Origin of the sequence: Streptomyces tyrfis (assembly GCF_037034285.1) — a bacterium.
In the GTDB taxonomy this organism is placed as follows: Bacteria; Actinomycetota; Actinomycetes; order Streptomycetales; family Streptomycetaceae; genus Streptomyces.
Genome location: NZ_JBAGJZ010000014.1, coordinates 87241 through 111452, shown reverse-complemented (window position 1 = coordinate 111452; position 24212 = coordinate 87241). Strand labels below are relative to the sequence as shown.

The 24212-nt window shown below is 72.2% G+C and carries 22 protein-coding genes; 18 read left to right on the top strand and 4 right to left on the bottom strand.

Annotation, left to right across the window (positions count from 1 at the left end; genetic code table 11):
• Positions 1–80: 80 nt before the first annotated feature.
• The 12 genes from WA762_RS13535 to WA762_RS13480 all read left to right on the top strand — a co-directional run bounded on the left by WA762_RS13535 (position 81) and on the right by WA762_RS13480 (position 12747).
• Positions 81–578, top strand: a complete 498-nt coding sequence (locus tag WA762_RS13535; RefSeq protein ID WP_335935918.1) for a hypothetical protein — start codon at positions 81–83, stop codon at positions 576–578.
• 214 nt (positions 579–792) lie between these two features.
• Complete coding sequence (pdxS, locus tag WA762_RS13530) at positions 793–1713, top strand: pyridoxal 5'-phosphate synthase lyase subunit PdxS (protein WP_335935811.1); 921 nt, start codon at positions 793–795, stop codon at positions 1711–1713.
• Between the two features lie 6 nt (positions 1714–1719).
• On the top strand, positions 1720–2313 hold the full coding sequence (pdxT, locus tag WA762_RS13525) for a pyridoxal 5'-phosphate synthase glutaminase subunit PdxT (protein ID WP_335935809.1): 594 nt from the start codon (positions 1720–1722) through the stop codon (positions 2311–2313).
• 62 nt (positions 2314–2375) lie between these two features.
• Positions 2376–3128: a YebC/PmpR family DNA-binding transcriptional regulator gene (locus WA762_RS13520; RefSeq protein WP_335935808.1), complete on the top strand. Its 753-nt coding sequence runs from the start codon at positions 2376–2378 to the stop codon at positions 3126–3128.
• Between the two features lie 138 nt (positions 3129–3266).
• Positions 3267–3854 (top strand): crossover junction endodeoxyribonuclease RuvC, encoded by a 588-nt coding sequence (ruvC, locus tag WA762_RS13515; protein WP_335935807.1) that lies wholly within the window; start codon positions 3267–3269, stop codon positions 3852–3854.
• On the top strand, positions 3851–4477 hold the full coding sequence (gene ruvA, locus WA762_RS13510; protein WP_335935806.1) for a Holliday junction branch migration protein RuvA: 627 nt from the start codon (positions 3851–3853) through the stop codon (positions 4475–4477). Before ruvC ends, ruvA begins: the two co-directional genes overlap by 4 nt.
• 82 nt (positions 4478–4559) lie before the next feature.
• Complete coding sequence (gene ruvB / locus WA762_RS13505; protein WP_335935804.1) at positions 4560–5645, top strand: Holliday junction branch migration DNA helicase RuvB; 1086 nt, start codon at positions 4560–4562, stop codon at positions 5643–5645.
• 165 nt (positions 5646–5810) lie between these two features.
• Positions 5811–6314, top strand: a complete 504-nt coding sequence (gene yajC / locus WA762_RS13500) for a preprotein translocase subunit YajC (protein ID WP_335935803.1) — start codon at positions 5811–5813, stop codon at positions 6312–6314.
• A 147-nt stretch (positions 6315–6461) separates the two neighbouring features.
• A complete protein-coding gene (secD, locus tag WA762_RS13495; protein WP_335935802.1) occupies positions 6462–8198 on the top strand; it encodes a protein translocase subunit SecD in 1737 nt (578 codons plus the stop codon).
• A gap of 1 nt (position 8199) precedes the next feature.
• A complete protein-coding gene (gene secF / locus WA762_RS13490; RefSeq protein ID WP_335935801.1) occupies positions 8200–9300 on the top strand; it encodes a protein translocase subunit SecF in 1101 nt (366 codons plus the stop codon).
• The gene (locus tag WA762_RS13485; RefSeq protein WP_335935800.1) at positions 9300–9854 is read left to right on the top strand and encodes an adenine phosphoribosyltransferase; all 555 of its coding nucleotides are present in this window, start codon (positions 9300–9302) and stop codon (positions 9852–9854) included. The genes secF and WA762_RS13485 overlap by 1 nt, the downstream gene beginning before the upstream one ends.
• 319 nt (positions 9855–10173) lie before the next feature.
• Positions 10174–12747 carry a RelA/SpoT family protein gene (locus WA762_RS13480; protein WP_335935799.1) on the top strand — a complete coding sequence of 858 codons (2574 nt, stop codon included), beginning with the start codon at positions 10174–10176 and terminating at the stop codon, positions 12745–12747.
• Between the two features lie 131 nt (positions 12748–12878).
• Here the strand turns inward: WA762_RS13480 and WA762_RS13475 are convergent, their stop codons facing one another.
• Positions 12879–14108 (bottom strand): DUF349 domain-containing protein, encoded by a 1230-nt coding sequence (locus WA762_RS13475; RefSeq protein ID WP_335935798.1) that lies wholly within the window; start codon positions 14106–14108, stop codon positions 12879–12881.
• Between the two features lie 187 nt (positions 14109–14295).
• Positions 14296–15081: a peptidylprolyl isomerase gene (locus tag WA762_RS13470; RefSeq protein ID WP_335935797.1), complete on the bottom strand. Its 786-nt coding sequence runs from the start codon at positions 15079–15081 to the stop codon at positions 14296–14298.
• 147 nt (positions 15082–15228) lie between these two features.
• On the opposite strand from WA762_RS13470, the gene WA762_RS13465 reads away from it, so the two are divergent.
• From WA762_RS13465 to WA762_RS13450, 4 genes are all read left to right on the top strand, one after another.
• Positions 15229–15915 carry an MBL fold metallo-hydrolase gene (locus WA762_RS13465; RefSeq protein WP_335935796.1) on the top strand — a complete coding sequence of 229 codons (687 nt, stop codon included), beginning with the start codon at positions 15229–15231 and terminating at the stop codon, positions 15913–15915.
• Between the two features lie 14 nt (positions 15916–15929).
• On the top strand, positions 15930–17192 hold the full coding sequence (gene hisS, locus WA762_RS13460) for a histidine--tRNA ligase (protein WP_335935795.1): 1263 nt from the start codon (positions 15930–15932) through the stop codon (positions 17190–17192).
• A gap of 490 nt (positions 17193–17682) precedes the next feature.
• Positions 17683–18318 carry a vitamin K epoxide reductase family protein gene (locus WA762_RS13455; protein WP_335935794.1) on the top strand — a complete coding sequence of 212 codons (636 nt, stop codon included), beginning with the start codon at positions 17683–17685 and terminating at the stop codon, positions 18316–18318.
• A gap of 75 nt (positions 18319–18393) precedes the next feature.
• Positions 18394–19773, top strand: a complete 1380-nt coding sequence (locus WA762_RS13450) for a replication-associated recombination protein A (RefSeq protein WP_335935793.1) — start codon at positions 18394–18396, stop codon at positions 19771–19773.
• A gap of 25 nt (positions 19774–19798) precedes the next feature.
• Here WA762_RS13450 and WA762_RS13445 read toward each other — a convergent pair whose 3' ends face one another.
• Positions 19799–20500, bottom strand: a complete 702-nt coding sequence (locus WA762_RS13445; protein ID WP_335935792.1) for a DUF2470 domain-containing protein — start codon at positions 20498–20500, stop codon at positions 19799–19801.
• Between the two features lie 188 nt (positions 20501–20688).
• Here WA762_RS13445 and rpsD point away from each other — a divergent pair, with 188 nt between their 5' ends.
• Positions 20689–21303, top strand: a complete 615-nt coding sequence (gene rpsD / locus WA762_RS13440) for a 30S ribosomal protein S4 (protein WP_335935791.1) — start codon at positions 20689–20691, stop codon at positions 21301–21303.
• A 21-nt stretch (positions 21304–21324) separates the two neighbouring features.
• On the opposite strand, the gene WA762_RS13435 is transcribed toward rpsD, so the two are convergent.
• Positions 21325–23532, bottom strand: coding sequence for an ATP-binding protein (locus tag WA762_RS13435; RefSeq protein ID WP_335935790.1), 2208 nt, complete (start codon positions 23530–23532; stop codon positions 21325–21327).
• A gap of 230 nt (positions 23533–23762) precedes the next feature.
• Between WA762_RS13435 and WA762_RS13430 the strand changes: the two genes are divergently transcribed.
• A complete protein-coding gene (locus WA762_RS13430) occupies positions 23763–24212 on the top strand; it encodes a DUF948 domain-containing protein (RefSeq protein ID WP_335935788.1) in 450 nt (149 codons plus the stop codon).

Here is a 24212-nt window from a genome sequence, read left to right as displayed (position 1 = left end):
CCGCGCACGCCCCGGCGGTAGCCTTGCCGCCCGTGATCGAAACCCTCATCTGGACCGTCGTCGCACTCGTCGCGATCGGGATGTACCTCAGCTGGACGGCGGGCCGGCTGGACCGGCTGCACACCCGCATCGACGCCGCCCGCGCCGCCCTCGACGCGCAGCTCCTGCGCCGCGCCTCGGTGACCCAGGAACTGGCCACCTCCGGAGTCCTCGACCCGGCCGCGTCCATCGTGCTCTACGAGGCCGCGCACGCCGCCCGCCAGGCCGAGGAGGAGCACCGCGAGGTCGCGGAGAGCGAACTGAGCGCCGCCCTGCGCGCGGTCTTCGGCGAGCCCGCCCAGGTGGAGGCCGTCAAGGAGATCCCCGGCGGCCAGGAGGCGGCCTCCGAGCTCGCCGCGGCCGTGCGCCGGGTCCCGATGGCCAGGCGGTTCCACAACGACGCGGTACGGGCGGCCCGCGCGCTGCGCCGGCACCGCACGGTGCGGTGGTTCCGGCTCGCCGGGCACGCCCCGTTCCCGCTCGCCTTCGAGATGGACGACGAACCGCCCGTCGCACTGGCGGACCGCGCCGTCGGCTGACCCCCGCGCGGACGCGACCGGCCCCCGGCCCGTGCCGGTACGCGCGCGGCCCGTGCCCGTACACGCGCGAACCGGGCCCACCACCCGTCCCGCACGCGTTCAAAACGATCCACCGGCCTCGCATTGGCCCTTGAAGTGGACCGGACCCGGAGAGTTTGCTCAGTGCTGCGCCAATCAGCGCTTTTCAGCGACTTTCTCCGAGTGAGGTCCATCCGTGTCCACGCTTCCCACCACCCCCGAGACCGCCGACTCCCCGGCCACCGGAACCGCCCGCGTCAAGCGCGGCATGGCCGAGCAGCTCAAGGGCGGCGTCATCATGGACGTCGTCGACGCGGAGCAGGCGAAGATCGCCGAGGACGCGGGCGCCGTCGCCGTCATGGCCCTGGAGCGGGTCCCGGCCGACATCCGCAAGGACGGCGGAGTGGCCCGGATGTCCGACCCGAACATGATCGAGGAGATCATGGAGGCCGTCTCCATCCCGGTGATGGCCAAGTCCCGCATCGGCCATTTCGTGGAGGCCCAGGTCCTCCAGGCCCTCGGCGTCGACTACATCGACGAGTCCGAGGTCCTCACGCCCGCCGACGAGGTCAACCACAGCGACAAGTTCGCGTTCACCACCCCGTTCGTGTGCGGCGCCACCAACCTCGGCGAGGCCCTGCGCCGCATCGCCGAGGGCGCGGCCATGATCCGCTCGAAGGGCGAGGCCGGCACCGGCAACGTCGTCGAGGCCGTCCGCCACCTGCGCCAGATCAAGAACGAGATCGCGCGGCTGCGCGGCTACGACAACCACGAGCTGTACGCCGCCGCCAAGGAGCTCCGCGCCCCCTACGAGCTGGTCAAGGAGGTCGCCGAGCTGGGCAGGCTGCCCGTCGTGCTCTTCTCCGCGGGCGGCGTCGCCACCCCCGCCGACGCGGCGCTGATGCGTCAGCTCGGCGCCGAGGGCGTCTTCGTCGGCTCCGGCATCTTCAAGTCCGGCGACCCGGCCAAGCGCGCCGCCGCCATCGTGAAGGCCACCACCTTCTACGACGACCCGAAGGTCATCGCGGACGCCTCCCGGAACCTGGGCGAGGCCATGGTCGGCATCAACTGCGACACCCTGCCCGAGTCCGAGCGCTACGCCACCCGCGGCTGGTAAGCACCGATGAGCCACACCCCTGTGATCGGCGTCCTGGCCCTCCAGGGCGACGTACGGGAGCACCTGATCGCCCTGGCCTCGGCGGACGCCCTGGCCAGGCCGGTCCGGCGCCCCGAGGAGCTCGCCGAGCTCGACGGCCTGGTCGTCCCCGGCGGCGAGTCCACCACGATGTCCAAGCTGGCCTCCCTGTTCGGCGTGCTGGAGCCGCTGCGCGAGCGGGTGCGCGACGGGCTTCCGGTCTACGGCACCTGCGCCGGGATGATCCTCCTCGCCGACAAGATCCTCGACCCGCGCTCCGGACAGGAGACCGTGGGCGGGATCGACATGATCGTGCGCCGCAACGCCTTCGGGCGCCAGAACGAGTCCTTCGAGGCGGCCGTGGAGGTCGCCGGGATCGACGGCGGCCCGGTCGAGGGCGTCTTCATCCGCGCCCCCTGGGTGGAGTCGGTCGGCGCCCGCGCCGAGGTCGTGGCCGAGCACGGCGGCCACATCGTCGGCGTACGCCAGGGAAATGCGCTGGCGACCTCGTTCCACCCGGAATTGACCGGGGACCACCGCGTTCACACGCTGTTCGTGAACATGGTGCGCGCGGTGGGCTGATTCGATCCCGGTAGGATCTCCCGGGTTCCGATCGATTTTTGGTGACGCGAAGGAGAAGGCAGATGTCCGGCCACTCTAAATGGGCTACGACGAAGCACAAGAAGGCCGTGATCGACGCCAAGCGCGGCAAGCTCTTCGCGAAGCTGATCAAGAACATCGAGGTCGCGTCCCGTACCGGTGGCGCGGACCCCGACGGGAACCCGACCCTCGTGGACGCGATCCAGAAGGCGAAGAAGAGCTCCGTACCGAACAAGAACATCGATTCCGCGGTCAAGCGGGGCGCCGGTCTCGAGGCGGGCGGCGTCGATTATCAGACGATCATGTACGAGGGTTATGGCCCGAACGGCGTCGCGGTGCTCATCGAGTGCCTCACCGACAACCGCAATCGCGCCGCCTCCGACGTGCGCGTCGCGATGACCCGCAACGGCGGTTCGATGGCCGACCCCGGCTCGGTCTCATACCTCTTCAACCGCAAGGGCGTCGTCATCGTCCCCAAGGGCGGGCTGACCGAGGACGACGTCCTCGGCGCGGTGCTCGACGCGGGCGCCGAGGAGGTCAACGACCTCGGCGAGACCTACGAGGTCGTCAGCGAGGCCACCGACCTGGTGGCGGTCCGCACCGCCCTCCAGGAGGCCGGCATCGACTACGACTCCGCGGACGCCAGCTTCCTGCCCACCATGCAGGTCGAGCTGGACGAGGAGGGCGCGCGGAAGATCTTCAAGCTGATCGACGCGCTGGAGGACAGCGACGACGTCCAGAACGTCTTCGCCAACTTCGACGTCTCGGACGAGGTCATGGAGAAGGTCGACGCCTGAGCCGGGCTCGGCGCGGCCGCCACGCACGGGCCGGCGGGGGACACACCCCGTCGGCCCGTCGCATTGCCCGGCACATTGTCGGTGCGAGCCGATAGCCTGCGGGAACAGTTGACCGATCGGTACGGAGGGGGACGACCCATGCGGGTACTCGGCGTCGACCCGGGACTGACCCGGTGCGGTGTCGGCGTCGTCGAGGGCGTGGCCGGCCGGACCCTGACCATGCGCGGGGTGGGCGTCGTCCGCACCCCGCCCGACGCGGAGCTCGGCCACCGGCTGGTCGCCATCGAGCGCGGCATCGAGGAGTGGCTCGACGAGCACCGGCCCGAGTTCGTCGCCGTCGAGCGGGTGTTCAGCCAGCACAACGTCCGCACGGTGATGGGCACCGCCCAGGCCAGCGCGGTCGCCATGCTCTGCGCGTCGCGCCGCGGCATACCCGTCGCCCTGCACACCCCGAGCGAGGTCAAGGCCGCCGTCACCGGCAGCGGCCGCGCCGACAAGGCGCAGGTCGGCGCCATGGTCACCCGGCTGCTGAGGCTCGATGCCCCGCCGAAGCCGGCCGACGCGGCCGACGCCCTCGCGCTCGCCATCTGCCACATCTGGCGCGCCCCCGCCGCCAACCGGCTCCAGCAGGCGCACGCGGCGGCCGCCGCGGCCCGCGCCCCGCGCACCCCCCGTACCCCCGCGGTCCGCGCGGCCGCGACCCCCGCCCGGAAGGTCCCCCGATGATCGCCTTCGTCCGCGGCCCCGTCGCCGCACTCGCCCCGACCACGGCCGTGATCGAGGTCGGCGGCGTCGGCATGGCCGTCCAGTGCACCCCGGACACCCTCGCCGGGCTCCGGATCGGCCAGGAGGCCCGGCTCGCCACCTCCCTCGTCGTACGGGAGGACTCGCTCACCCTCTACGGCTTCGCGGACGACGACGAACGGCAGGTCTTCGAACTGCTCCAGACCGCCAGCGGAGTCGGGCCCCGGCTGGCCCTGGCCATGCTCGCCACGCACAGCCCGGACGCCCTGCGGATCGCCGTCGCCACCGGCGACGAGAAGGCGCTCACGGCCGTCTCCGGCATCGGCAAGAAGGGGGCGCAGAAACTCCTCCTCGAACTGAAGGACAGGCTCGGCGAGCCGGTCGGCGCCCGGATCGGCCGGCAGGGCGTCGGCGCCGCGGTCACTCCCTCCTGGCGCGACCAGCTGCACGCCGCACTGATCGGCCTCGGCTACGCCACCCGGGAGGCCGACGAGGCGGTCGCCGCCGTCACCCCGCAGGCCGAGGAGGCGCTCGCCGAGCACGGACAGGCCCCCGTGCCGCAGCTGCTGCGCGCCGCGCTGCAGACCCTGAACCGCGCGCGCTGACCGGCGCGCCGCCCCCGAGGGGGCACCCGACGCCGGGCCGGGCACCGCACGGCACCGAGACACCCGAGGCGGGACGGACGGAATGAACTGGGACGAGACCGGATCCGACACCGGCGAGCGGCTCGACGCACGCCTGGACGAGCGGATCGTCGACGCCGGCGCGGACGGCGAGGACACCGCGGTCGAGGCCGCGCTGCGACCGAAGGACCTCGACGAGTTCGTCGGCCAGGAGAAGGTCCGCGAACAGCTGGACCTGGTCCTCAAGGCGGCCAGGGCCCGCGGCGCCACCGCCGACCACGTCCTGCTCTCCGGCGCCCCCGGCCTCGGCAAGACCACCCTCTCCATGATCATCGCGGCCGAGATGGGCGCCCCCATCCGGATCACCTCGGGCCCCGCCATCCAGCACGCGGGCGACCTCGCCGCGATCCTCTCCTCGCTCCAGGAGGGCGAGGTCCTCTTCCTCGACGAGATCCACCGCATGTCGCGGCCCGCCGAGGAGATGCTCTACATGGCGATGGAGGACTTCCGGGTCGACGTCATCGTCGGCAAGGGCCCCGGAGCCACCGCCATCCCGCTGGAACTCCCGCCCTTCACCCTGGTCGGCGCCACCACCAGGGCCGGGCTGCTGCCGCCCCCGCTGCGCGACCGCTTCGGCTTCACCGGCCACATGGAGTTCTACGCCCCCACCGAACTGGAACGCGTCATCCGGCGCTCGGCCCGCCTCCTCGACGTGGCGATAGACGAGGAGGGCGCCGCCGAGATCGCCGGCCGCTCCCGCGGCACCCCCCGCATCGCCAACCGGCTGCTGCGCCGCGTCCGCGACTACGCCCAGGTCAAGGCCGACGGACGGATCGACCGCCCGGTGGCCTCCGCCGCCCTCGGTGTGTACGAGGTCGACGCCCGCGGCCTCGACCGGCTGGACCGGGCGGTGCTCGGCGCCCTGCTCAAGCTGTTCGGCGGCGGCCCCGTGGGGCTGTCCACCCTGGCGGTCGCGGTGGGCGAGGAGCGCGAGACGGTCGAGGAGGTCGCCGAGCCGTTCCTGGTGCGGGAGGGGCTGCTGGCGAGGACCCCGCGCGGACGCGTCGCGACCCCCGCGGCCTGGGCACATCTCGGTCTCGTCCCCCCGCAGCACGGCGGAAACGGACAACAGGGTCTGTTCGGGGCGTGACGCGTCACAGGTTCACCCGGACAGGAACCAACCGGCGGCGTCGGGCGTTGTTCCAACGATGCGGACTCGCCTAGACTCCGCCGATGCCGCCCCTATGGGTCGGTGTGCCCACCCCCGAAGATCAGGCCGCTTCTCAGCGCGGTCGTGCGAAGGAAACCTCGTCCCGTGAATCCCGTGTCTTTCCTCCCTTTCATCGTGCTCATCGGGGCCATGTTCCTGATGACGCGGTCCGCCAAGAAGAAGCAGGCGGCCGCCGTCCAGATGCGTAACGAGATGCAGCCCGGCGCCGGCGTCCGGACGATCGGGGGCATGTACGCCACCGTCAAGGAGGTCCACGAGGAGACGGTTCTCCTGGAGGTCGCGCCCGGCGTCCACGCCATCTACGCGAAGAACGCCATCGGCGCCGTCCTCGACGACGCCGAGTACAACCGCATCGTCCACGGCGACGACGAGGACGACGAGAACGCCCTCGACGGCGCCGTCGTGCCGGACGACGCCTCCTCGCTGACCGAGACGGACGCCACCCCGGACACCTCGGACGACACCAGGATCGACCTGGGCAAGAAGCCCGGGGCGGACAAGGCCGACGCCGACGGCGCCGAGCCGAAGGACGACGAGTCCGGCAAGAAGTCCCAGGGCGGGACCGACGGCGAGGGCGACGCGAAGTAGCCGTACGAACCGGGGAGGCCGTGAGCCCACAGGCGTCCGGCGCTCCCCGGCCCGTGCGATCTTCTGCGGGGGTGGGTCCCCACTACACTTCGTGGCCGCTCGGGCGCGTACCCGGCGCGGGGCGGTTGGACAGGGAGAAACGAGAAGGTGGCAGCACCGAAGAAGAGCCGGGGACCGGCCGGCGGACAGGGCAGGCCGGGGCGCTCCCTGGCTCTGATCCTGATCGTCATGGCCGCGCTCACCGGCGGGATGTTCTTGTCGGGCAACACCACGCCCCGGCTTGGTATCGACCTCGCGGGCGGTACATCGATCACGCTCAAGGCGCAGAGCCAGCCGGGCAAGCCGGACGCGATCAACCAGACGAACATGGACACCGCGGTCGGCATCATCGAACGCCGTGTCAACGGTCTGGGCGTCTCCGAGGCCGAGGTCCAGACCCAGGGCCGCGACAACATCGTCGTCAACATCCCCAAGGGGACGAACTCGCAGCAGGCGAGGGAGCAGGTCGGCACGACCGCCCAGCTCTACTTCCGTCCGGTGCTGAGCATCGCCGCGGGCGCCCCCACTCCCGAGGGCTCCGCCAGCCCCTCGCCCTCCGGCGCGCCGAAGCCCAGCACCTCCGCCGACGGCGCGAAGGCGACCGGCTCCCCGACCACGCCGTCGGCCACCGCGACCACCCAGGGCCGCGCGGTCACCGGCGGGCTGACCAAGGACGCGTCGCCCACCCCCAAGGCCTCCGACGAGTCGAAGGCGTCCACGAACCCCACGGCCCCCGCCGAACAGCCCGACGGCGCGCTGGAGAAGAAGTTCGCCGCGCTGGACTGCTCCACCAAGGCCGGCCGGGCCGCGGCCGGCGCCAACGTGAAGCCCACCGACCCCACCGTCGCGTGCAGCTCCGAGGGTGACGCCAAGTACATCCTCGGCCCGGCCGAGGTCTCCGGCACGGACGTGGACAGTGCCAAGGGCGCGATCAACCAGCAGACCGGCCAGTGGATCGTCCAGATGGGATTCACCAAGGGCGGCGCGCACAAGTTCCAGAAGATCACCGGCCGGCTCGCGCAGCAGCAGTCGCCGCAGAACCAGTTCGCCATCGTGCTCGACGGCGAGGTCGTCTCCGCCCCCTACGTGCGCGAGGCGCTGAGCGCCAACGCCGAGATCTCCGGCAGCTTCGACCAGCAGTCCGCCGAGGACCTCGCCAACGTCCTCTCCTACGGCGCCCTGCCGCTCAGCTTCAAGGAGCAGACGGTCACCACCGTCACCGCCGCCCTCGGCGGCGAGCAGCTCCGGGCGGGTCTGATCGCCGGCGCCATCGGCCTGGCGCTGGTCATCATCTACCTGGTGAGCTACTACCGCGGCCTGGCGTTCATCGCGCTGCTGAGCCTGCTGGCCTCCGGCGTCCTGACCTACACGCTGATGGCGCTGCTGGGCCCGGCCATCGGATTCGCGCTGAACCTCCCCGCGGTCTGCGGCGCCATCGTGGCCATCGGCATCACCGCGGACTCCTTCATCGTGTACTTCGAGAGGATCCGTGACGAGATCCGCGAGGGCCGCACGCTCCGCCCCGCCGTCGAGCGGGCCTGGCCGCGCGCCCGGCGCACCATCCTGGTCTCCGACTTCGTCTCGTTCCTCGCCGCCGCGGTGCTCTTCGTCGTCACCGTCGGCAAGGTCCAGGGCTTCGCCTTCACCCTGGGCCTCACCACCCTGCTCGACGTGGTCGTGGTGTTCCTCTTCACCAAGCCGGTCATGACGATGCTGGCCCGCACGAAGTTCTTCTCCAGCGGACACCCGTGGTCCGGCCTGGATCCGAAGCGCCTCGGTGCCAAGCCGCCTCTCCGCCGCTCGCGGCGTGTCAACGCCCGTACCGACCACCCGAAGGAGGCGTGAGATGTCGCGACTCGGCACTCTCGGCGCCCGTCTCTACCGCGGCGAAGTCGGCTACGACTTCATCGGCAAGCGCAAGATCTGGTACGGGATCTCGATCCTGATCACCATCACGGCCATCGTCGGCCTGGCGGTCAGCGGCCTCAACATGGGCATCGAGTTCAAGGGCGGCGCCGTCTTCACCACTCCGAGGACGAGCGTGACCGTCGCCGAGGCCGAGGACATCGCGACGGAGGCCTCCGGTCACCAGGCGATCGTCCAGAAGCTCGGCAACGGCGGCATGCGCATCCAGATCACCGAGGTCGACACCGCCAAGTCCGACGAGATCAAGGCGCTGCTCTCCAAGGACCTCTCCGTCCCGGAGGAGAAGATCGCCGCCGACCTGGTCGGCCCCAGCTGGGGCGAGCAGATCGCCGGCAAGGCATGGACCGGCCTCGGCGTCTTCATGGTCCTCGTGGTGATCTACCTGGCCATCGCGTTCGAATGGCGCATGGCCATCGCGGCCCTGGTCGCGCTGATCCACGACATCACCATCACCGTCGGCGTCTACGCCCTGGTCGGCTTCGAGGTCACCCCGGGCACCGTGATCGGTCTGCTGACCATCCTCGGCTACTCCCTGTACGACACGGTCGTCGTCTTCGACAGCCTCAAGGAGAGCACCGTGGACGTCACCAAGCAGACCCGGTGGACGTACGGCGAGATCGCCAACCGCTCGATCAACGGCACCCTGGTCCGTTCGATCAACACCACCGTGGTGGCCCTGCTCCCGGTCGCCGGCCTGCTGTTCATCGGCGGCGGCGTCCTCGGCGCCGGCATGCTGAACGACATCTCGCTGTCGCTGTTCGTCGGCCTCGCCGCGGGCGCCTACTCCTCGATCTTCATCGCCACCCCGCTCGTCGCCGACCTCAAGGGGCGCGACCCGCAGATGAAGGCGCTGAAGAAGCGGGTCCTCGCCAAGCGCGCGGCGGCGGCCGCCAAGGACGAGTCCGCCGGGGACGAGCAGCCGGACGACGACATCCCGTCGGGCGCCGCCCCCGCCGCGGCGGTCGTCGGTCAGCGCCGACAGCCCCCCGGGGGCCGCGGCCGGGTCCAGGGGAAGCACTGATGACCAGCGGAACCACCGAGAGCGTCCGGGAGCTCCTGCTCGGCCGGATCCGCGACGTCCCCGACTACCCGCAGCCGGGCGTGGTGTTCAAGGACATCACGCCCCTGCTCGCGGATCCGGCGGCGTTCGCGGCCCTCACCGACACCCTCGCCGAGCTGTGCGCGCGGCACGGCGCCACCAAGATCGTCGGTCTCGAGGCGCGCGGCTTCATCCTGGCCGCGCCGGTCGCGGTCCGGGCCGGCCTCGGCTTCGTGCCCGTCCGCAAGGCGGGCAAGCTCCCCGGCGCCACGCTCAGCCAGGCGTACGCGCTGGAGTACGGCACCGCCGAGATCGAGATCCACGCGGAGGACCTGTCCGCCGACGACCGGATCATGGTCATCGACGACATCCTCGCGACCGGCGGCACCGCGCAGGCGTCGCTGGAGCTGATCCGGCGTGCCGGCGCCCAGGTCGCGGGCGTCGCGGTCCTCATGGAGCTCGGCTTCCTGGACGGGCGTGCCCGGCTGGAGCGGAGCCTGGCGGGAGCCCCTCTGGAGGCCCTCATCCGGGTGTGAGCGACACCCCTCCTCGTCGGGTGCCCGGGGTCTCCCCGGGCACCCGACGCGTATCCGGACCGCGCACCGGCCGGACGGCCCGAGGGGCGGCGCGGCGCCCGGGCCCGCCGGACGGAGGCGTTCCGCCGGGCTCCGGCGGCCCGGACGCGCTCCGGCGCGCGACGGGCCCGCGCCCGTCCGCGCGCCCGCAGGCCGGGCACCGGGAACATGCCGGCGCCCGTCCGGTGTTGTGAGGGGTCTCACGGTCCCCGGAGGAGGACCGGCCACCGGCTCGATACGATGGCCTTTCCGGGAGTCCGGACCCGCACGAGGAGCGCTCTTGCCAGACGAGGCCCAGCCAGTCGCCGCCCCGCAGCCCGACAAGCCCGCGGCGGCCTCAGCCGTGCCCGGGAAGGGGCAGCCCGCGCGGAAGCCGAAGCCCCCGGCCCCCGAGGCCGGACCGGGCCCGGACCGGGCCGCCGCTCCGGCGCTGCGGCCCGCCTCGCCCGTGCAGCCGGCCGCTCCCGCCACACCGGCCGGGTCCACCCAGAAACCCCCGGCGAAGCCCGCCGCCAGGCCCGCCGTCCCGGCCGTCACCTCCTCGCGCTCCGGCGGCTCCTCCAACCGCGTCCGGGCCAGGCTGGCGCGGCTCGGCGTGCAGCGCTCCAGCCCGTACAACCCGGTCCTCGAACCGCTGCTGCGCATCGTCCGGGGCAACGACCCCAAGATCGAGACCGCCACGCTGCGCCAGATCGAGCGCGCCTACCAGGTCGCGGAGCGCTGGCACCGCGGCCAGAAGCGCAAGAGCGGCGACCCGTACATCACCCACCCGCTCGCCGTCACCACGATCCTCGCCGAACTCGGCATGGACCCGGCGACGCTGATGGCCGGGCTGCTCCACGACACGGTCGAGGACACCGAGTACGGCCTGGACACCCTGCGCCAGGACTTCGGCGACCAGGTCGCCCTGCTCGTCGACGGCGTCACCAAGCTGGACAAGGTCAAGTTCGGCGAGGCCGCGCAGGCCGAGACCGTGCGCAAGATGGTCGTCGCCATGGCCAAGGACCCCCGGGTCCTGGTCATCAAGCTCGCGGACCGGCTCCACAACATGCGCACCATGCGCTACCTCAAGCGGGAGAAGCAGGAGAAGAAGGCCCGCGAGACGCTGGAGATCTACGCCCCCCTGGCACACCGCCTGGGCATGAACACCATCAAGTGGGAGCTGGAGGACCTCGCTTTCGCGATCCTCTACCCCAAGATGTACGACGAGATCGTCCGCCTCGTCGCCGAGCGGGCCCCCAAGCGCGACGAATACCTCGCCATAGTGACCGACGAGGTCCAGGCCGACCTGCGCGCCGCCCGGATCAAGGCCACCGTCACCGGCCGGCCGAAGCACTACTACAGCGTCTACCAGAAGATGATCGTGCGGGGCCGGGACTTCGCGGAGATCTACGACCTGGTGGGCATCCGGGTCCTCGTCGACACCGTCCGCGACTGCTACGCGGCCCTCGGCACCGTCCACGCGCGATGGAATCCGGTCCCCGGCCGGTTCAAGGACTACATCGCGATGCCCAAGTTCAACATGTACCAGTCGCTGCACACCACGGTGATCGGTCCCAGCGGAAAGCCCGTCGAGCTCCAGATCCGCACCTTCGACATGCACCGGCGCGCCGAGTACGGGATCGCCGCGCACTGGAAGTACAAGCAGGAGGCCGTCGCGGGCGCCTCCAAGGTGCGCACCGACGTCCCGAAGGCCACCGGCAAGGGGGCCAGGCAGGACACCGTCAACGACATGGCGTGGCTGCGCCAGCTCCTGGACTGGCAGAAGGAGACCGAGGACCCCGGCGAGTTCCTGGAGTCGCTGCGCTTCGACCTCTCCCGCAACGAGGTCTTCGTCTTCACGCCCAAGGGCGACGTCATAGCGCTCCCCGCGGGCGCGACCCCGGTCGACTTCGCGTACGCGGTGCACACCGAGGTCGGCCACCGGACCATAGGGGCGCGGGTCAACGGGCGGCTCGTCCCGCTGGAGTCGACCCTCGACAACGGGGACCTGGTGGAGGTCTTCACCTCCAAGGCGGCCGGCGCCGGCCCCTCCCGCGACTGGCTGGGCTTCGTCAAGTCGCCCCGCGCCCGCAACAAGATCCGCGCCTGGTTCTCCAAGGAGCGCCGCGACGAGGCGATCGAGCAGGGCAAGGACGCCATCGCGCGGGCCATGCGCAAGCAGAACCTGCCGATCCAGCGCATCCTGACCGGCGACTCCCTGGTCACCCTCGCGCACGAGATGCGCTACCCCGACATCTCCTCGCTGTACGCGGCGATCGGGGAGGGCCACGTCGCCGCGGCCGGGGTCGTGCAGAAGCTGGTCCAGGCGCTCGGCGGCGAGGACGCCGCCAACGAGGACATCGCGGAGAGCGCGCCGCCCTCCCGCGGCCGCGGCAAGCGCCGCGCCAAGGCCGACCCCGGAGTCGTGGTCAAGGGCGTCGAGGACGTCTGGGTCAAGCTGGCCCGCTGCTGCACACCCGTCCCCGGCGACCCGATCATCGGCTTCGTCACACGCGGCAGCGGCGTCTCCGTGCACCGCGCCGACTGCGTCAACGTCGACTCGCTCTCCCAGCAGCCCGAGCGCATCCTGGACGTCGCCTGGGCGCCGACCCAGTCCTCGGTCTTCCTGGTCGCCATCCAGGTCGAGGCCCTGGACCGGTCCCGGTTGCTGTCGGACGTCACCCGCGTCCTGTCCGACCAGCACGTCAACATCCTGTCGGCGGCCGTGCAGACCTCCCGGGACCGGGTGGCCACCTCGCGCTTCACCTTCGAGATGGGCGACCCCAAGCACCTCGGACACGTCCTCAAGGCGGTACGGGGCGTGGAGGGCGTCTACGACGTCTACCGGGTGACCTCGGCGCGCCGCCCCTGACTCCCGCGAGGTCCGGGGCGGCCGCCCCCGGGGCGGGGCCGGCCTCGCCGTGGCCGGGAGCAGGGCACAAGGGAAAGGCCCCCGCACGCGTCCCGGGGGACGCGCGCGGGGGCCTCGACGAAGGCGCGGGATCAGCCGCCGAACTCCTGCAGGCCCTTCAGCGCCTGGTCCAGCAGCGCCTGACGGCCCTCCAGCTCCCTGGCCAGCTTGTCGGCGCGGGCGTTGTTGCCCGAGGCGCGGGCGGCGTCGATCTGCGCGCGCAGCTTGTCGACGGCCGCCTGCAGCTGACCGGTCAGACCCTCGGCGCGGGCCCGCGCCTCCGGGTTCGTCCGGCGCCACTCGGCCTCCTCGGCCTCCTGGAGCGCCCGCTCCACCGCGTGCATCCGCCCCTCGACCTTCGGACGGGCGTCACGCGGCACATGACCGACGGCCTCCCAGCGCTCGTTGATGCCCCGGAACGCGGCACGGGCCGCCTTCAGGTCCTTCACCGGCACCAGCCGCTCGGCCTCGGTCGCGAGCTCCTCCTTGAGCTTGAGGTTCTCGCCCTGCTCCGCGTCCCGCTCGGCGAAGACCTCGCCGCGGGCGGCGAAGAAGACGTCCTGAGCGCCCCGGAAACGGTTCCACAGGTCGTCCTCGGCCTCGCGCTGGGCGCGCCCCGCCGCCTTCCACTCCGTCATCAGCTCCCGGTAACGGGCGGCCGTGCCCCCCCAGTCCGTGGAACCGGAGAGCGACTCGGCCTCCGCGACCAGCTTCTCCTTCGCCTTGCGGGCCTCCTCGCGCTGGGCGTCCAGCGAGGCGAAGTGGGCCTTGCGGCGCTTGGAGAACGCCGAGCGGGCGTGCGAGAAGCGGTGCCACAGCTCGTCGTCCGACTTGCGGTCGAGCCGCGGCAGGCCCTTCCACGTGTCGACGAGAGCGCGCAGCCGCTCGCCCGCGGCACGCCACTGCTCGCTGCGGGCCAGCTCCTCGGCCTCGGCGACCAGCTCCTCCTTGGCGCGCTTCGCCTCGTCGGCCTGCCGCGCCTTCTGGGCCCGGCGCTCCTCGCGGCGCGACTCGACCGTCGCTACCAGGGCGTCGAGCCGCTCGCGCAGCGCGGCGAGGTCGCCGACCGCGTGATGCTCGTCCACCTGCAGCCGCAGATGGTCGATGGCGGCGGTGGCGTCCTTCGCCGACAGGTCGGTGGTCCTCACCCGACGTTCGAGGAGGCCGATCTCGACCACCATGCCCTCGTACTTGCGCTCGAAGTAGGCCAGAGCCTCCTCGGGGGAACCCGCCTGCCACGATCCGACGACCTTCTCGCCGTCGGCCGTGCGCACGTACACGGTGCCCGTCTCATCGACGCGGCCCCACGGGTCGCTGCTCACAGCGCCTCCTCCACCTGATGCCCGCGAGAGGGTTCGCCCCCCTGGCATCGTCCACAGTTTCCTCGGGCGGGCCGTGCCCGCCCTGCACAACGCCAATCTAGGCGACCGGCCGCCCGGCTGTCCGCACTCGGCGGGGCCGAAAATTATCCGGTCCGTTCGAACCGCCGTCACCGGCCGCCCGGACGCGTCACGACTTGTCGACGGCGGCCTTCGAGATGTCCACGGCCTTCTTCGGCGCACCGTCCCCGCCCGCGCCGCCGGCCACGCCCGCCGCGCCGACGCCCTCGACCGTCTTCAGCGAGGCGGCGTCCATCGTGCCGAACGGCGTGTAGCTGGGCGGCAGCTTGCTGTCCTTGTACACCAGGAAGAACTGGCTGCCGCCGGTGTGCGGCTGGCCGGTGTTCGCCATCGCCACCGTGCCCGCCGGATACGTCACCGTGCCGTCCGCGCCGGCCTTGCCCAGCGCGGTCAGGTTCTCGTCCGGGATCGTGTAGCCGGGGCCGCCCGTGCCGTCGCCCTTCGGGTCGCCGCACTGGAGCACGAAGATGCCCTGGGTGGTCAGGCGGTGGCACTTCGTGCCGTTGAAGAAGCCCTTGTCGGCGAGCGCCTTGAACGAGTTCGTGGTGTGCGGGGTCTTCGCCGCCTCCATGGTGAACGCGATGTCGCCCGCGCTGGTCTTCAGCGACATCGTGTACTCGGCCTTCTTGTCGATCGTCATCGTGGGCTCGGGCTCGGCGTTCTCGCTCTCCGACGGCGAGGGGGAGGCGTTCGCCGCCGTGTCGCCCTTGTCCTTCTTGTCGTCGCCGTCGAGGGCGAGGTACGTGCCCACCCCGGCGACCGCCACCACGGCGACCGCCGCCGAGACGGCGATCGTCAGCCGCCTCGACTTGCGGCGGGCCTCCTCCCGGCGCTGCTGCTGCCGCTCGAACTTCTCCCTGGCGAGCTGCCGCCGCCGCTGATCGCTGCTGACCACCGGGTGATCTCCTTGTGCGTCGATGTGGGGTCTGGGCTGCCCGTACCGTATATGGGTTGGCTGTGTGATGAGGAGCGCCGGTAGGCTCTGGACTGCCGCGACCTTCTTTCGTCGCCATTCGCCGTCGGACGACCAGTAAGGACGATCGTGCTCATTGCCGGGTTCCCCGCAGGGGCCTGGGGGACCAACTGCTATCTGGTCGCCCCGGCCGCAGGCGAGGAGTGCGTGATCATCGACCCGGGCCACCAGGCCGCGCAGGGGGTCGAGGAGGCGCTGAGGAAGCACCGGCTGAAGCCCGTGGCCGTGGTGCTGACCCACGGACACATCGACCACGTCGCCTCGGTGGTCCCGGTGTGCGGCGCGCACGACGTCCCCGCCTGGATCCACCCCGAGGACCGCTACATGATGAGCGACCCCGAGAAGGCCCTCGGCCGCTCCATCGGGATGCCGCTCATGGGCGAGCTGACCGTGGGGGAGCCGGACGACGTCAGGGAGCTGAGCGACGGCGTCCCGCTGAAGCTGGCCGGCCTGGAGTTCCACGTCGCACACGCGCCCGGCCATACCAAGGGGTCGGTGACGTATCGGATGCCCGAGGCCGCGGACGTTCCGCAGGTTCTCTTCTCGGGCGACCTGATCTTCGCCGGCTCCGTCGGACGCACCGACCTGCCCGGCGGCGACCACGCCGAGCTCCTCGAGTCGCTGGCCCGTGTGTGCCTGCCGCTCGACGACTCGACGGTGGTGCTGTCGGGCCACGGCCCCCAGACGACCATCGGCCGCGAGCGCGCCGCCAACCCGTATCTGCGCGGGATGGACGCGCCCCGACGAGGAATGTGACGAGAGCGAAGACCGTGAGCACCTTCAAGGCCCCCAAGGGCACGTACGACCTGACACCGCCCGACTCCGCGAAGTACCTCGCGGTGCGCGAGGCCATCGCCGCTCCCCTGAAGAACTCCGGCTACGGATACATCGAGACGCCCGGCTTCGAGGACGTCGCCCTCTTCTCGCGCGGAGTCGGCGAGTCCACCGACATCGTGACCAAGGAGATGTACACCCTCACCACCAAGGGCGGCTCCGAGCTGGCGCTGCGCCCCGAGGGCACCGCCTCCGTGCTGCGCGCGGCGCTGGAGGCCAACCTCCACAAGGCGGGCAACCTCCCGGTGAAGCTGTGGTACTCGGGTTCGTACTATCGCTACGAGCGCCCGCAGAAGGGCCGCTACCGCCACTTCTCCCAGGTGGGCGCCGAGGCGATCGGCGCCGAGGACCCCGCGCTGGACGCCGAGCTGATCATCCTGGCCGACCAGGCGTACCGCGCGCTGGGCCTGCGGAACTTCCGCATCCTGCTCAACTCGCTGGGCGACCGCGAGTGCCGCCCCGTCTACCGGGACGCGCTCCAGGGCTTCCTGCGCGAGCTCGACCTGGACGAGGAGACCCGCCGCCGCATCGAGATCAACCCGCTCCGGGTCCTCGACGACAAGCGGCCGGAGGTGCAGAAGCAGCTGGCCGGAGTGCCGGTGCTGCGCGACTACCTGTGCGACGCCTGCAAGGCGTACCACGAGGAGGTCCGCGATCTGCTCACGGCGGCGGGCGTGGCGTTCGAGGACGACGAAAGGCTCGTCCGCGGCCTCGACTACTACACCCGCACCACCTTCGAGTTCGTCCACGACGGACTCGGCTCGCAGTCCGCGGTCGGCGGCGGCGGCCGCTACGACGGCCTGTCCGAGATGATCGGCGGCCCGGCGCTCCCGTCGGTCGGCTGGGCGCTCGGCGTGGACCGCACGGTGCTCGCGCTGGAGGCGGAGGGCGTCGACCTCGAACTCCCCGCGGCCACCGACGTCTTCGCGGTGCCGGTGGGCGAGGAGGCCCGGCGAGTGCTCTTCGGCGTCGTCACGGAGCTGCGCCGCGAGGGCGTCGCGGCGGACTTCGCGTACGGCAAGCGCGGCCTGAAGGGCGCCATGAAGAGTGCGCACCGGTCGGGCGCCCGGTTCACGGTCGTCGCGGGCGAGCGGGACCTGGCCGAGGGCGTCGTCCAGCTCAAGGACATGGAGTCCGGCGAGCAGACGGCCGTCCCGCTGGCGGACGCGGCCGGGGCGATCCGCGAGCGGCTCGCCTGAGACCCGTCCCGCCGGGCGGGGTCCGGAGACCTCCGGGCCCCGCCCGGGGCGGCCCGCGGCCGATCGGACGCCCGTAGTCAATCGGGCATGCGGAAATTCACCCCGAGAGGCGATTTCTGCCATAACCGCCGACGGTGGGCGGTGGGAGTCTGATCCACGGCGGGCGTGCTCGGCACGGGGCCGCCACGGCGCCGTTCCCGCCCCGCAGGCCGCCCGGCGGCCGCCCGGCCAGGGCTCCCCGGCCCCGCCCGTACGGACGGAGCCGCAGGTCGGAGCCGTCGGCCGGGCGCGGCTCCCCGGGACGGACCGCCGGAACGGAGCCCTCCGCCGCGTCGCCGTACGGGGCCCGGGGCGGCCCGCCGTCCGGGCGTCCCGCACCCGTCGTTCGCGGAATCCGGCGCACGCCTTTATGCCCATCGAACAGAAGAGCGGTACCGCGGTACGGCACAATGACCGTGCCCAGCGGGCCACTCACTGACGGAAGGGCGACATGACGACTCTGGCGGTTGACCAACCCTCCTCGGATCAGAACGAGGACGGCGGGAAGAGGACCATCGGCGGCAGCCGGGCGTTCGCGCTGCTGCTGGTGATCACGGGCGCCGCCGGGCTCCTCGCCGCCTGGGCGATCACGATCGACAAGTTCAAGCTGCTGGAGGACCCGAGCTTCACCCCGGGCTGCAGCCTCAACCCGGTCGTCGCCTGCGGCAACATCATGAAGAGCGAGCAGGCGTCCGCCTTCGGCTTCCCGAACCCGATGCTGGGCCTGGCCGCCTACCCGGTGATCATCGGCATCGGCCTGGCGCTGCTCGCGGGCGCCCGGTTCCGCGGCTGGTACTGGCTGGGGATGAACGCCGGCACGCTGTTCGGCGTCGGCTTCTGCACCTGGCTCCAGTACCAGTCCCTGTACAACATCAACTCGCTCTGCCTGTGGTGCTGCCTCGCCTGGGTCGCCACCATCTTCATGTTCTGCTACGTGACCAAGCACAACGTCGAGCACGGGATCATCCCCGCGCCGCGCTGGCTGCGCAGCGGACTGACCGAGTTCCACTGGGTGCTCCCGGTCCTCTGGATCGGCGTCATCGGCATGCTGATCCTGACCCGCTGGTGGGACTTCTGGACCGGCTGACCGGCTGACCGGTCCCCGGGCCGCCGGGCGGCCGGCCCGGCGGGGCTGTCGGCGGCGTGGCATAGGCTTCAAGGCGTGGAGCCCGACCTTTTCACCGCCGCCGCCGAAGACCGCCAGGAGAACGACCCGTCCAGCAGCCCCCTCGCTGTCCGGATGCGCCCCCGCACCCTCGACGAGGTCGTCGGCCAGCAGCACCTGCTGAAGCCGGGCTCCCCGCTGCGCCGCCTGGTCGGCGAGCGGAGCGGCGGGCCGGCGGGCCCGTCGTCGGTGCTCCTGTGGGGCCCGCCCGGCATCGGCAAGACGACGCTGGCGTACGTGGTCAGCAAGGCCACGAACAAGCGCTTCGTCGAGCTCTCCGCGATCACCGCGGGCGTCAAGGAGGTGCGGGCCGTCATCGACGGCGCCCGCCGCGCCACCGGGGGGTACGGCAAGGAGACCGTCCTCTTCCTCGACGAGATCCACCGCTTCTCCAAGGCGCAGCAGGACTCCCTGCTGCCGGCCGTGGAGAACCGCTGGGTGACGCTGATCGCCGCGACCACGGAGAACCCCTACTTCTCGGTCATCTCCCCGCTGCTGTCGCGCTCGCTGCTGCTCACCCTGGAACCGCTCACGGACGACGACCTGCGCGGTCTGCTCGCCCGTGCCCTGACCGACGAACGAGGGCTCGGCGGCGCGGTGACCCTGCCGGAGGACGCCGAGGAGCACCTGCTCCGGATCGCCGGCGGCGACGCCCGCCGGGCGCTCACCGCGCTGGAGGCGGCGGCCGGCGCGGCCCTGGACAAGCAGGAGAAGGAGATCACCCTCCGCACCCTGGAGGAGACCGTCGACCGCGCCGCCGTGACGTACGACCGGGACGGCGACCAGCACTACGACGTGGCGAGCGCGCTCATCAAGTCCATCCGGGGCTCCGACGTCGACGCCGCGCTGCACTACCTGGCCCGGATGATCGAGGCGGGGGAGGACCCCCGGTTCATCGCCCGGCGGCTGATGATCTCGGCCAGCGAGGACATCGGCCTCGCCGACCCCACGGCGCTGCCCACCGCGGTCGCGGCCGCGCAGGCGGTCGCCATGATCGGCTTCCCCGAGGCGGCGCTCACCCTGAGCCATGCCACCATCGCCCTGGCCCTGGCGCCCAAGTCCAACGCGGCGACGCTGGCGATCTTCGCCGCGCGGGAGGACGTGCGCAAAGGGCTCGCGGGCCCGGTCCCGGCCCATCTGCGCGACGGCCACTACAAGGGCGCCGCCAAGCTGGGCCACGCCCAGGGCTATGTGTACCCGCACGACGTCCCCGGCGGCATCGCCGCCCAGCAGTACGCCCCGGACGCCGTCCGCGATCGGCACTACTACCGCCCCACCCGCTACGGCGCGGAGGCGCGCTACGCGGACGTGGTGGAGCGGGTCCGCGAGCGGCTCGGCCGCCCAGGCCCCGACGGCGAGACGCCCCCGGCGGGCTGAGCGGAGGGGCCGGCGGGCCCGTCGTTCAGCCCGCCGCCGCCTCGAAGAGCGTGCGCATGGCCCGGCGCAGTTCCCCGATGTCGCGCACCGGCTCGGGGAACTCGAAGCGCGCGTCGAAACAGCGGACGCGGTCCTCGCACACCCGCACCCGCAGCCCGTGGCGGTCCAGCGCCAGCGGCACGACGGCCGGCCGGTGCGCCGCGCACCGGCCGGCCGTCCGCCCGTCCAGCAGGGTGCACAGCGTGTCCAGCTGCCGCCCGTGGGCGGCGTGCAGATGCTGGAGCAGTTCCGTCTCGTGCCCGACGAGGGGATCGGGCGCCGCGTCCCGGAAGTCCTCGGGGGTCACCGTCCCGGTGCCCCACAGGTCGTCGACGTACGCCTCGCCCGTCTCCAGCCGCAGCGTCGTGAGGCCGGGCCCCGAGAGGCCGGGCACGGTGGTCAGCCACCCGGCGACCCGGGCGCGGGCCCGGACGCGGTGCGGCACCGAGACCGGGGCGACGTCCGTCAGCTCCAGCACCGCGGCCGTCTCGTCGTCCTCGGCGTGCGTCGCGGCCCGCACGGCGGTGGAGGCGGTGGGCAGTTCGAGGAACACGTCGCCGTCGGGCCCCACGCTCCTGGGGGACGTCACCAGCCCGTCCCAGCCGGCCGTGCGCAGCCCGGGCACGAGCAGCACCGCGGAGCAGGTACTCTGTACGAGAGTTCGTGTGCGCTCGGCTGCTGACGGCATCCGAGTGGTTTCAAGCCCGCCGGGACGCGGCTGACCACGATCTGATCGGTCCTCCGTCATGTCGGCACCCCGTGAGGTGTCGAGATTGTCAGTGCTGTCCGTGATGTGACTGGTGTTCCCCGGGCGAGACATGCGATCTCCTCAACTAAGGTGAGCCTAACCTAACCTACAACGGAGGTCTGGAGAACGTGCCTAACCAGTCGCGTCCCAAGGTCAAGAAGAGCCGCGCGCTCGGCATCGCGCTGACGCCGAAGGCCGTCAAGTACTTCGAGGCCCGCCCCTACCCGCCGGGCGAGCACGGCCGTGGCCGCAAGCAGAACTCGGACTACAAGGTCCGTCTGCTGGAGAAGCAGCGCCTGCGTGCGCAGTACGACATCAGCGAGCGCCAGATGGTGCGCGCCTACGACCGCGCGAAGAAGGCCGAGGGCAAGACGGGCGAGGCGCTCGTCGTCGAGCTGGAGCGCCGTCTCGACGCCCTGGTGCTGCGTTCGGGCCTCGCCCGCACCATCTACCAGGCCCGTCAGATGGTCGTGCACGGCCACATCGAGGTCGACGGCCACAAGGTCGACAAGCCGTCCTACCGCGTCCGTCCCGACCAGGTCGTGACGGTCCGCGAGCGCAGCCGTGACAAGCACCCCTTCCAGGTGGCCCGCGAGGGTGGCTACGCCACCGACGGCGAGACCCCGCGCTACCTGCAGGTGAACCTGAAGGCCCTGGCCTTCCGCCTCGACCGGGACCCGAACCGCAAGGAGATCCCCGTCATCTGCGACGAGCAGCTCGTCGTCGAGTACTACGCCCGCTGATCCAGGCGTAGCCGCTCTCCGTCAGAGCTCGGGCCCGCCCGCCCCCGATGCGGGGGAGGGGGCGGGCCCGTTTGCTTTCCCGGGCCTGGACTCGGACGACGGCCCGGGGCCGTGGCCGGACGGTCGCGGCCCGTCCTCGGCCCCGCCCGCCAGCACCCTGGCCAGCACCGCGTCCAGATCCAGCCCGCCGCCGACGCGCAGCCCCGACTCGTACGGTCCGTCGCCCAGTTCCCGCCGGGCCAGCCTCTCGCACCGGGCGCGCGGCTGCCCGAAGTACACCGAGCCGAACAGCGGCGGCCCCACCGACGCCCAGATCCGGTCCGCGGCCCCCTGCAGCAGCGCCGCCTCAGCCGCGTCGCCCTCGACGACCGTGACCAGGGCGAGCAGTTCCAGGGCCAGCGCCGGCCCCAGCAGGTCGCGGAAGGCGTGCCCGGTGGTCAGGCACTCCACCAGCAGTTCCCGGGACCGGTCCGGCCGGCCCTCCTGCAGCGCCGCGAAGGCCAGCACGTACAGGGCGTACCCGAGGGCCCACCGCTCCCCGTGGTCCTCGCAGACCTCCCTGACCTCCTCGCACATCGCCGCCGCGGCGGCGATGTCGCCGAGGAACCCCACCGCCATCGCCAGCTCGACCCGCGCCATCAGCACGACGCTGTTCAGCTCGCCGAGCTCCCGGTAGCGGCCCAGGGCCTCGCCCAGCAGCCGCCGCGCCCTGACCATGTCGTCCGTGACGAGCGCCAGACACCCCAGCCGGTGCGCCGCGTACGCCAGCGCCGTGGCGTCGCCCGCCCGGTCCGCCTCCTCCCGGCACTCCTGCAGCGCGGAGATCGCGCCCGCCGGGTCGCCCTGCACCACGGCCACGCACCCCAGCACCCACAGCGCCTTGAGCCGCGAGGGGTCGTACGGGGTCTCCTCCTCCAGTACGTGGTCGAGCCAGCGCCTGCCCTCCGAGAGGCGTCCGCAGCCCACCCAGAGGAACCACAGGGTGCCCGCCAGATACTGCGCGAGATGGGCCTCGCCCGGAATCTCCAGCGAGCACTCCATCGCCCGCCGCAGGTTCGGCAGCTCGCTCTCCGCCCGGGCGGCCACCTGGCGCTGCCGGGGGCCGAACCAGTCGAGCTCGCACCAGGTGGCGAGCCCCAGGAACCAGTCCCGGTGGCGGCGGCGCAGCCGGTCCGTGTCGCCGGTGGCCGCCAGCCATTCGGCGCCGTACTCGCGCATGGTGTCCAGCATCCGGTAGCGGCTGCCGGCCGCCGACTCCTCGCGCACCACCACCGAGTGCGCCAGCAGTCCGGAGAGCGCGTCGAGCACCTCCTCGGGCGGCAGCCCGGAGCCGCCGCAGACGTACTCGGCCGCCTCCAGGTCGAACTGCCCGGCGAACACCGAGAGCCTCGCCCACAGCAGGCGCTGCTCCGGGGCGCACAGCTCGTGGCTCCAGCCGATGGCCGTGCGGAGCGTCCGGTGGCGCGGCAGCGCGCTGCGGCTGCAGCCGGTGAGCAGCCGGAACCGGTCGTCCAGGCGCTGCAGCACCTGTTCGACGGAGAGGACGCGCAGCCGGCCGGCGGCGAGCTCCAGGGCGAGCGGGATTCCGTCCAGGCGGCGGCACAGCTCCCGCGCGGCCGTGCGATTCCGGTCGGTCAGCCGGAACCCAGGCCGCACCGCGGCGGCCCGCTCCGCGAACAGCCGTATCGCGTCGTCCTCCGTCATCGGCGCCAGCGGGAACACGTGCTCGCCCGCCACCTCCAGCGGCAACCGTCCCGCCGCCAGCACCCGCAGCCGCGGATGGCGGCGCAGCAGCTCGCCCACCAGGCCCGCGCAGGCGTCGACCAGATGCTCGAAGCCGTCGAGCACCAGCAGGAGCCGTCGCCCGGCCAGCTGCTCCAGGAGGATCGCGCGCGGCGGTCTGCCGGTGTGATCGGTGAGGCCCAGCGCGTCGACCACGGCGTGGTCCAGCAGCTCGGGGTCGTGGACGGCGGACAGCTCCACCATCCGGACGTCGTCGCAGTACCGTTTCTTCAGACGTGTGGCGATCTTGACGGCGCAGCGGGTCTTGCCCACCCCGCCCGGTCCGACCACGGTGACCAGCCGCGCCTCGTCCATCCGGCGGCCGAGAGCGGCCAGTTCGTCCGCCCGCCCCACGAACGCGGAGAGTTCCGCAGGGAGTGCGCCGGGAGTGACGGGGGAGGCGTCCGGGGCGTGGGGAAACCCGTGGGGGCGCTGAGAGCGTCGCATGAAACACGCACGGTACTTGCCCGAGTGCTCTCCGTACAATCACTTGATGGCATTCCCCGCTTGTCCTCGGATTGTTCGCGCGGAACGCGGTAGGGGAGGCGCCCCCCGGCGCGATAGGCTCGGGAGACGACGCCCCGCTGTCGCGGCGGAGCGCGTCGCTGCCGAGCGGAGACAGATCGGCACAGAGACAGCGACTATCCAGAGAGCGGTGCACAGTGTCCGGTGGAGAGGTGGCCGGGATCCTGGTGGCCGTCTTCTGGGCGATCCTGGTTTCGTTCCTCGCCGTCGTGCTGGTGAGGCTGGCCCAGACGCTCAGGGCGACCACCAAGCTCGTGGCGGACGTGACCGAACAGGCCGTCCCCCTGCTCGCGGACGCCTCCGCCACCGTGCGCTCCGCGCAGACCCAGCTCGACCGGGTCGACGCGATCGCGACGGACGTGCAGGAGGTCACGTCGAACGCCTCGGCGCTCTCCACCACCGTCGCCTCGACCTTCGGCGGACCGCTCGTCAAGGTCGCCGCGTTCGGTTACGGGGTCCGGCAGGCCATCGGCCGCAGGTCCGGCGCCGGAACGGAACCCGCCCGCCGGCAGGCCCGCCGCACGGTGATCGTCGGCCGGGCCGTCCCGCCGGTGCGCGGCGGGAAGCGCAACGGCAGAAACTCCAGCGGACCGAAGGACTGA

Excerpts from the sequence above, each read along its gene's own strand:
- WA762_RS13535 (WP_335935918.1), top strand. The coding sequence starts at position 81 with ATGTACCTCAGCTGGACGGCGGGCCGGCTGGACCGGCTGCACACCCGC.
- WA762_RS13520 (WP_335935808.1), top strand. The coding sequence starts at position 2,376 with ATGTCCGGCCACTCTAAATGGGCTACGACGAAGCACAAGAAGGCCGTG.
- secF (WP_335935801.1), top strand. The coding sequence starts at position 8,200 with ATGTCGCGACTCGGCACTCTCGGCGCCCGTCTCTACCGCGGCGAAGTC.
- ruvA (WP_335935806.1), top strand. The coding sequence starts at position 3,851 with ATGATCGCCTTCGTCCGCGGCCCCGTCGCCGCACTCGCCCCGACCACG.
- WA762_RS13455 (WP_335935794.1), top strand. The coding sequence starts at position 17,683 with ATGACGACTCTGGCGGTTGACCAACCCTCCTCGGATCAGAACGAGGAC.
- pdxT (WP_335935809.1), top strand. The coding sequence starts at position 1,720 with ATGAGCCACACCCCTGTGATCGGCGTCCTGGCCCTCCAGGGCGACGTA.
- WA762_RS13445 (WP_335935792.1), bottom strand. The coding sequence starts at position 20,500 with ATGCCGTCAGCAGCCGAGCGCACACGAACTCTCGTACAGAGTACCTGC.
- WA762_RS13435 (WP_335935790.1), bottom strand. The coding sequence starts at position 23,532 with ATGCGACGCTCTCAGCGCCCCCACGGGTTTCCCCACGCCCCGGACGCC.
- ruvC (WP_335935807.1), top strand. The coding sequence starts at position 3,267 with ATGCGGGTACTCGGCGTCGACCCGGGACTGACCCGGTGCGGTGTCGGC.
- WA762_RS13485 (WP_335935800.1), top strand. The coding sequence starts at position 9,300 with ATGACCAGCGGAACCACCGAGAGCGTCCGGGAGCTCCTGCTCGGCCGG.
- ruvB (WP_335935804.1), top strand. The coding sequence starts at position 4,560 with ATGAACTGGGACGAGACCGGATCCGACACCGGCGAGCGGCTCGACGCA.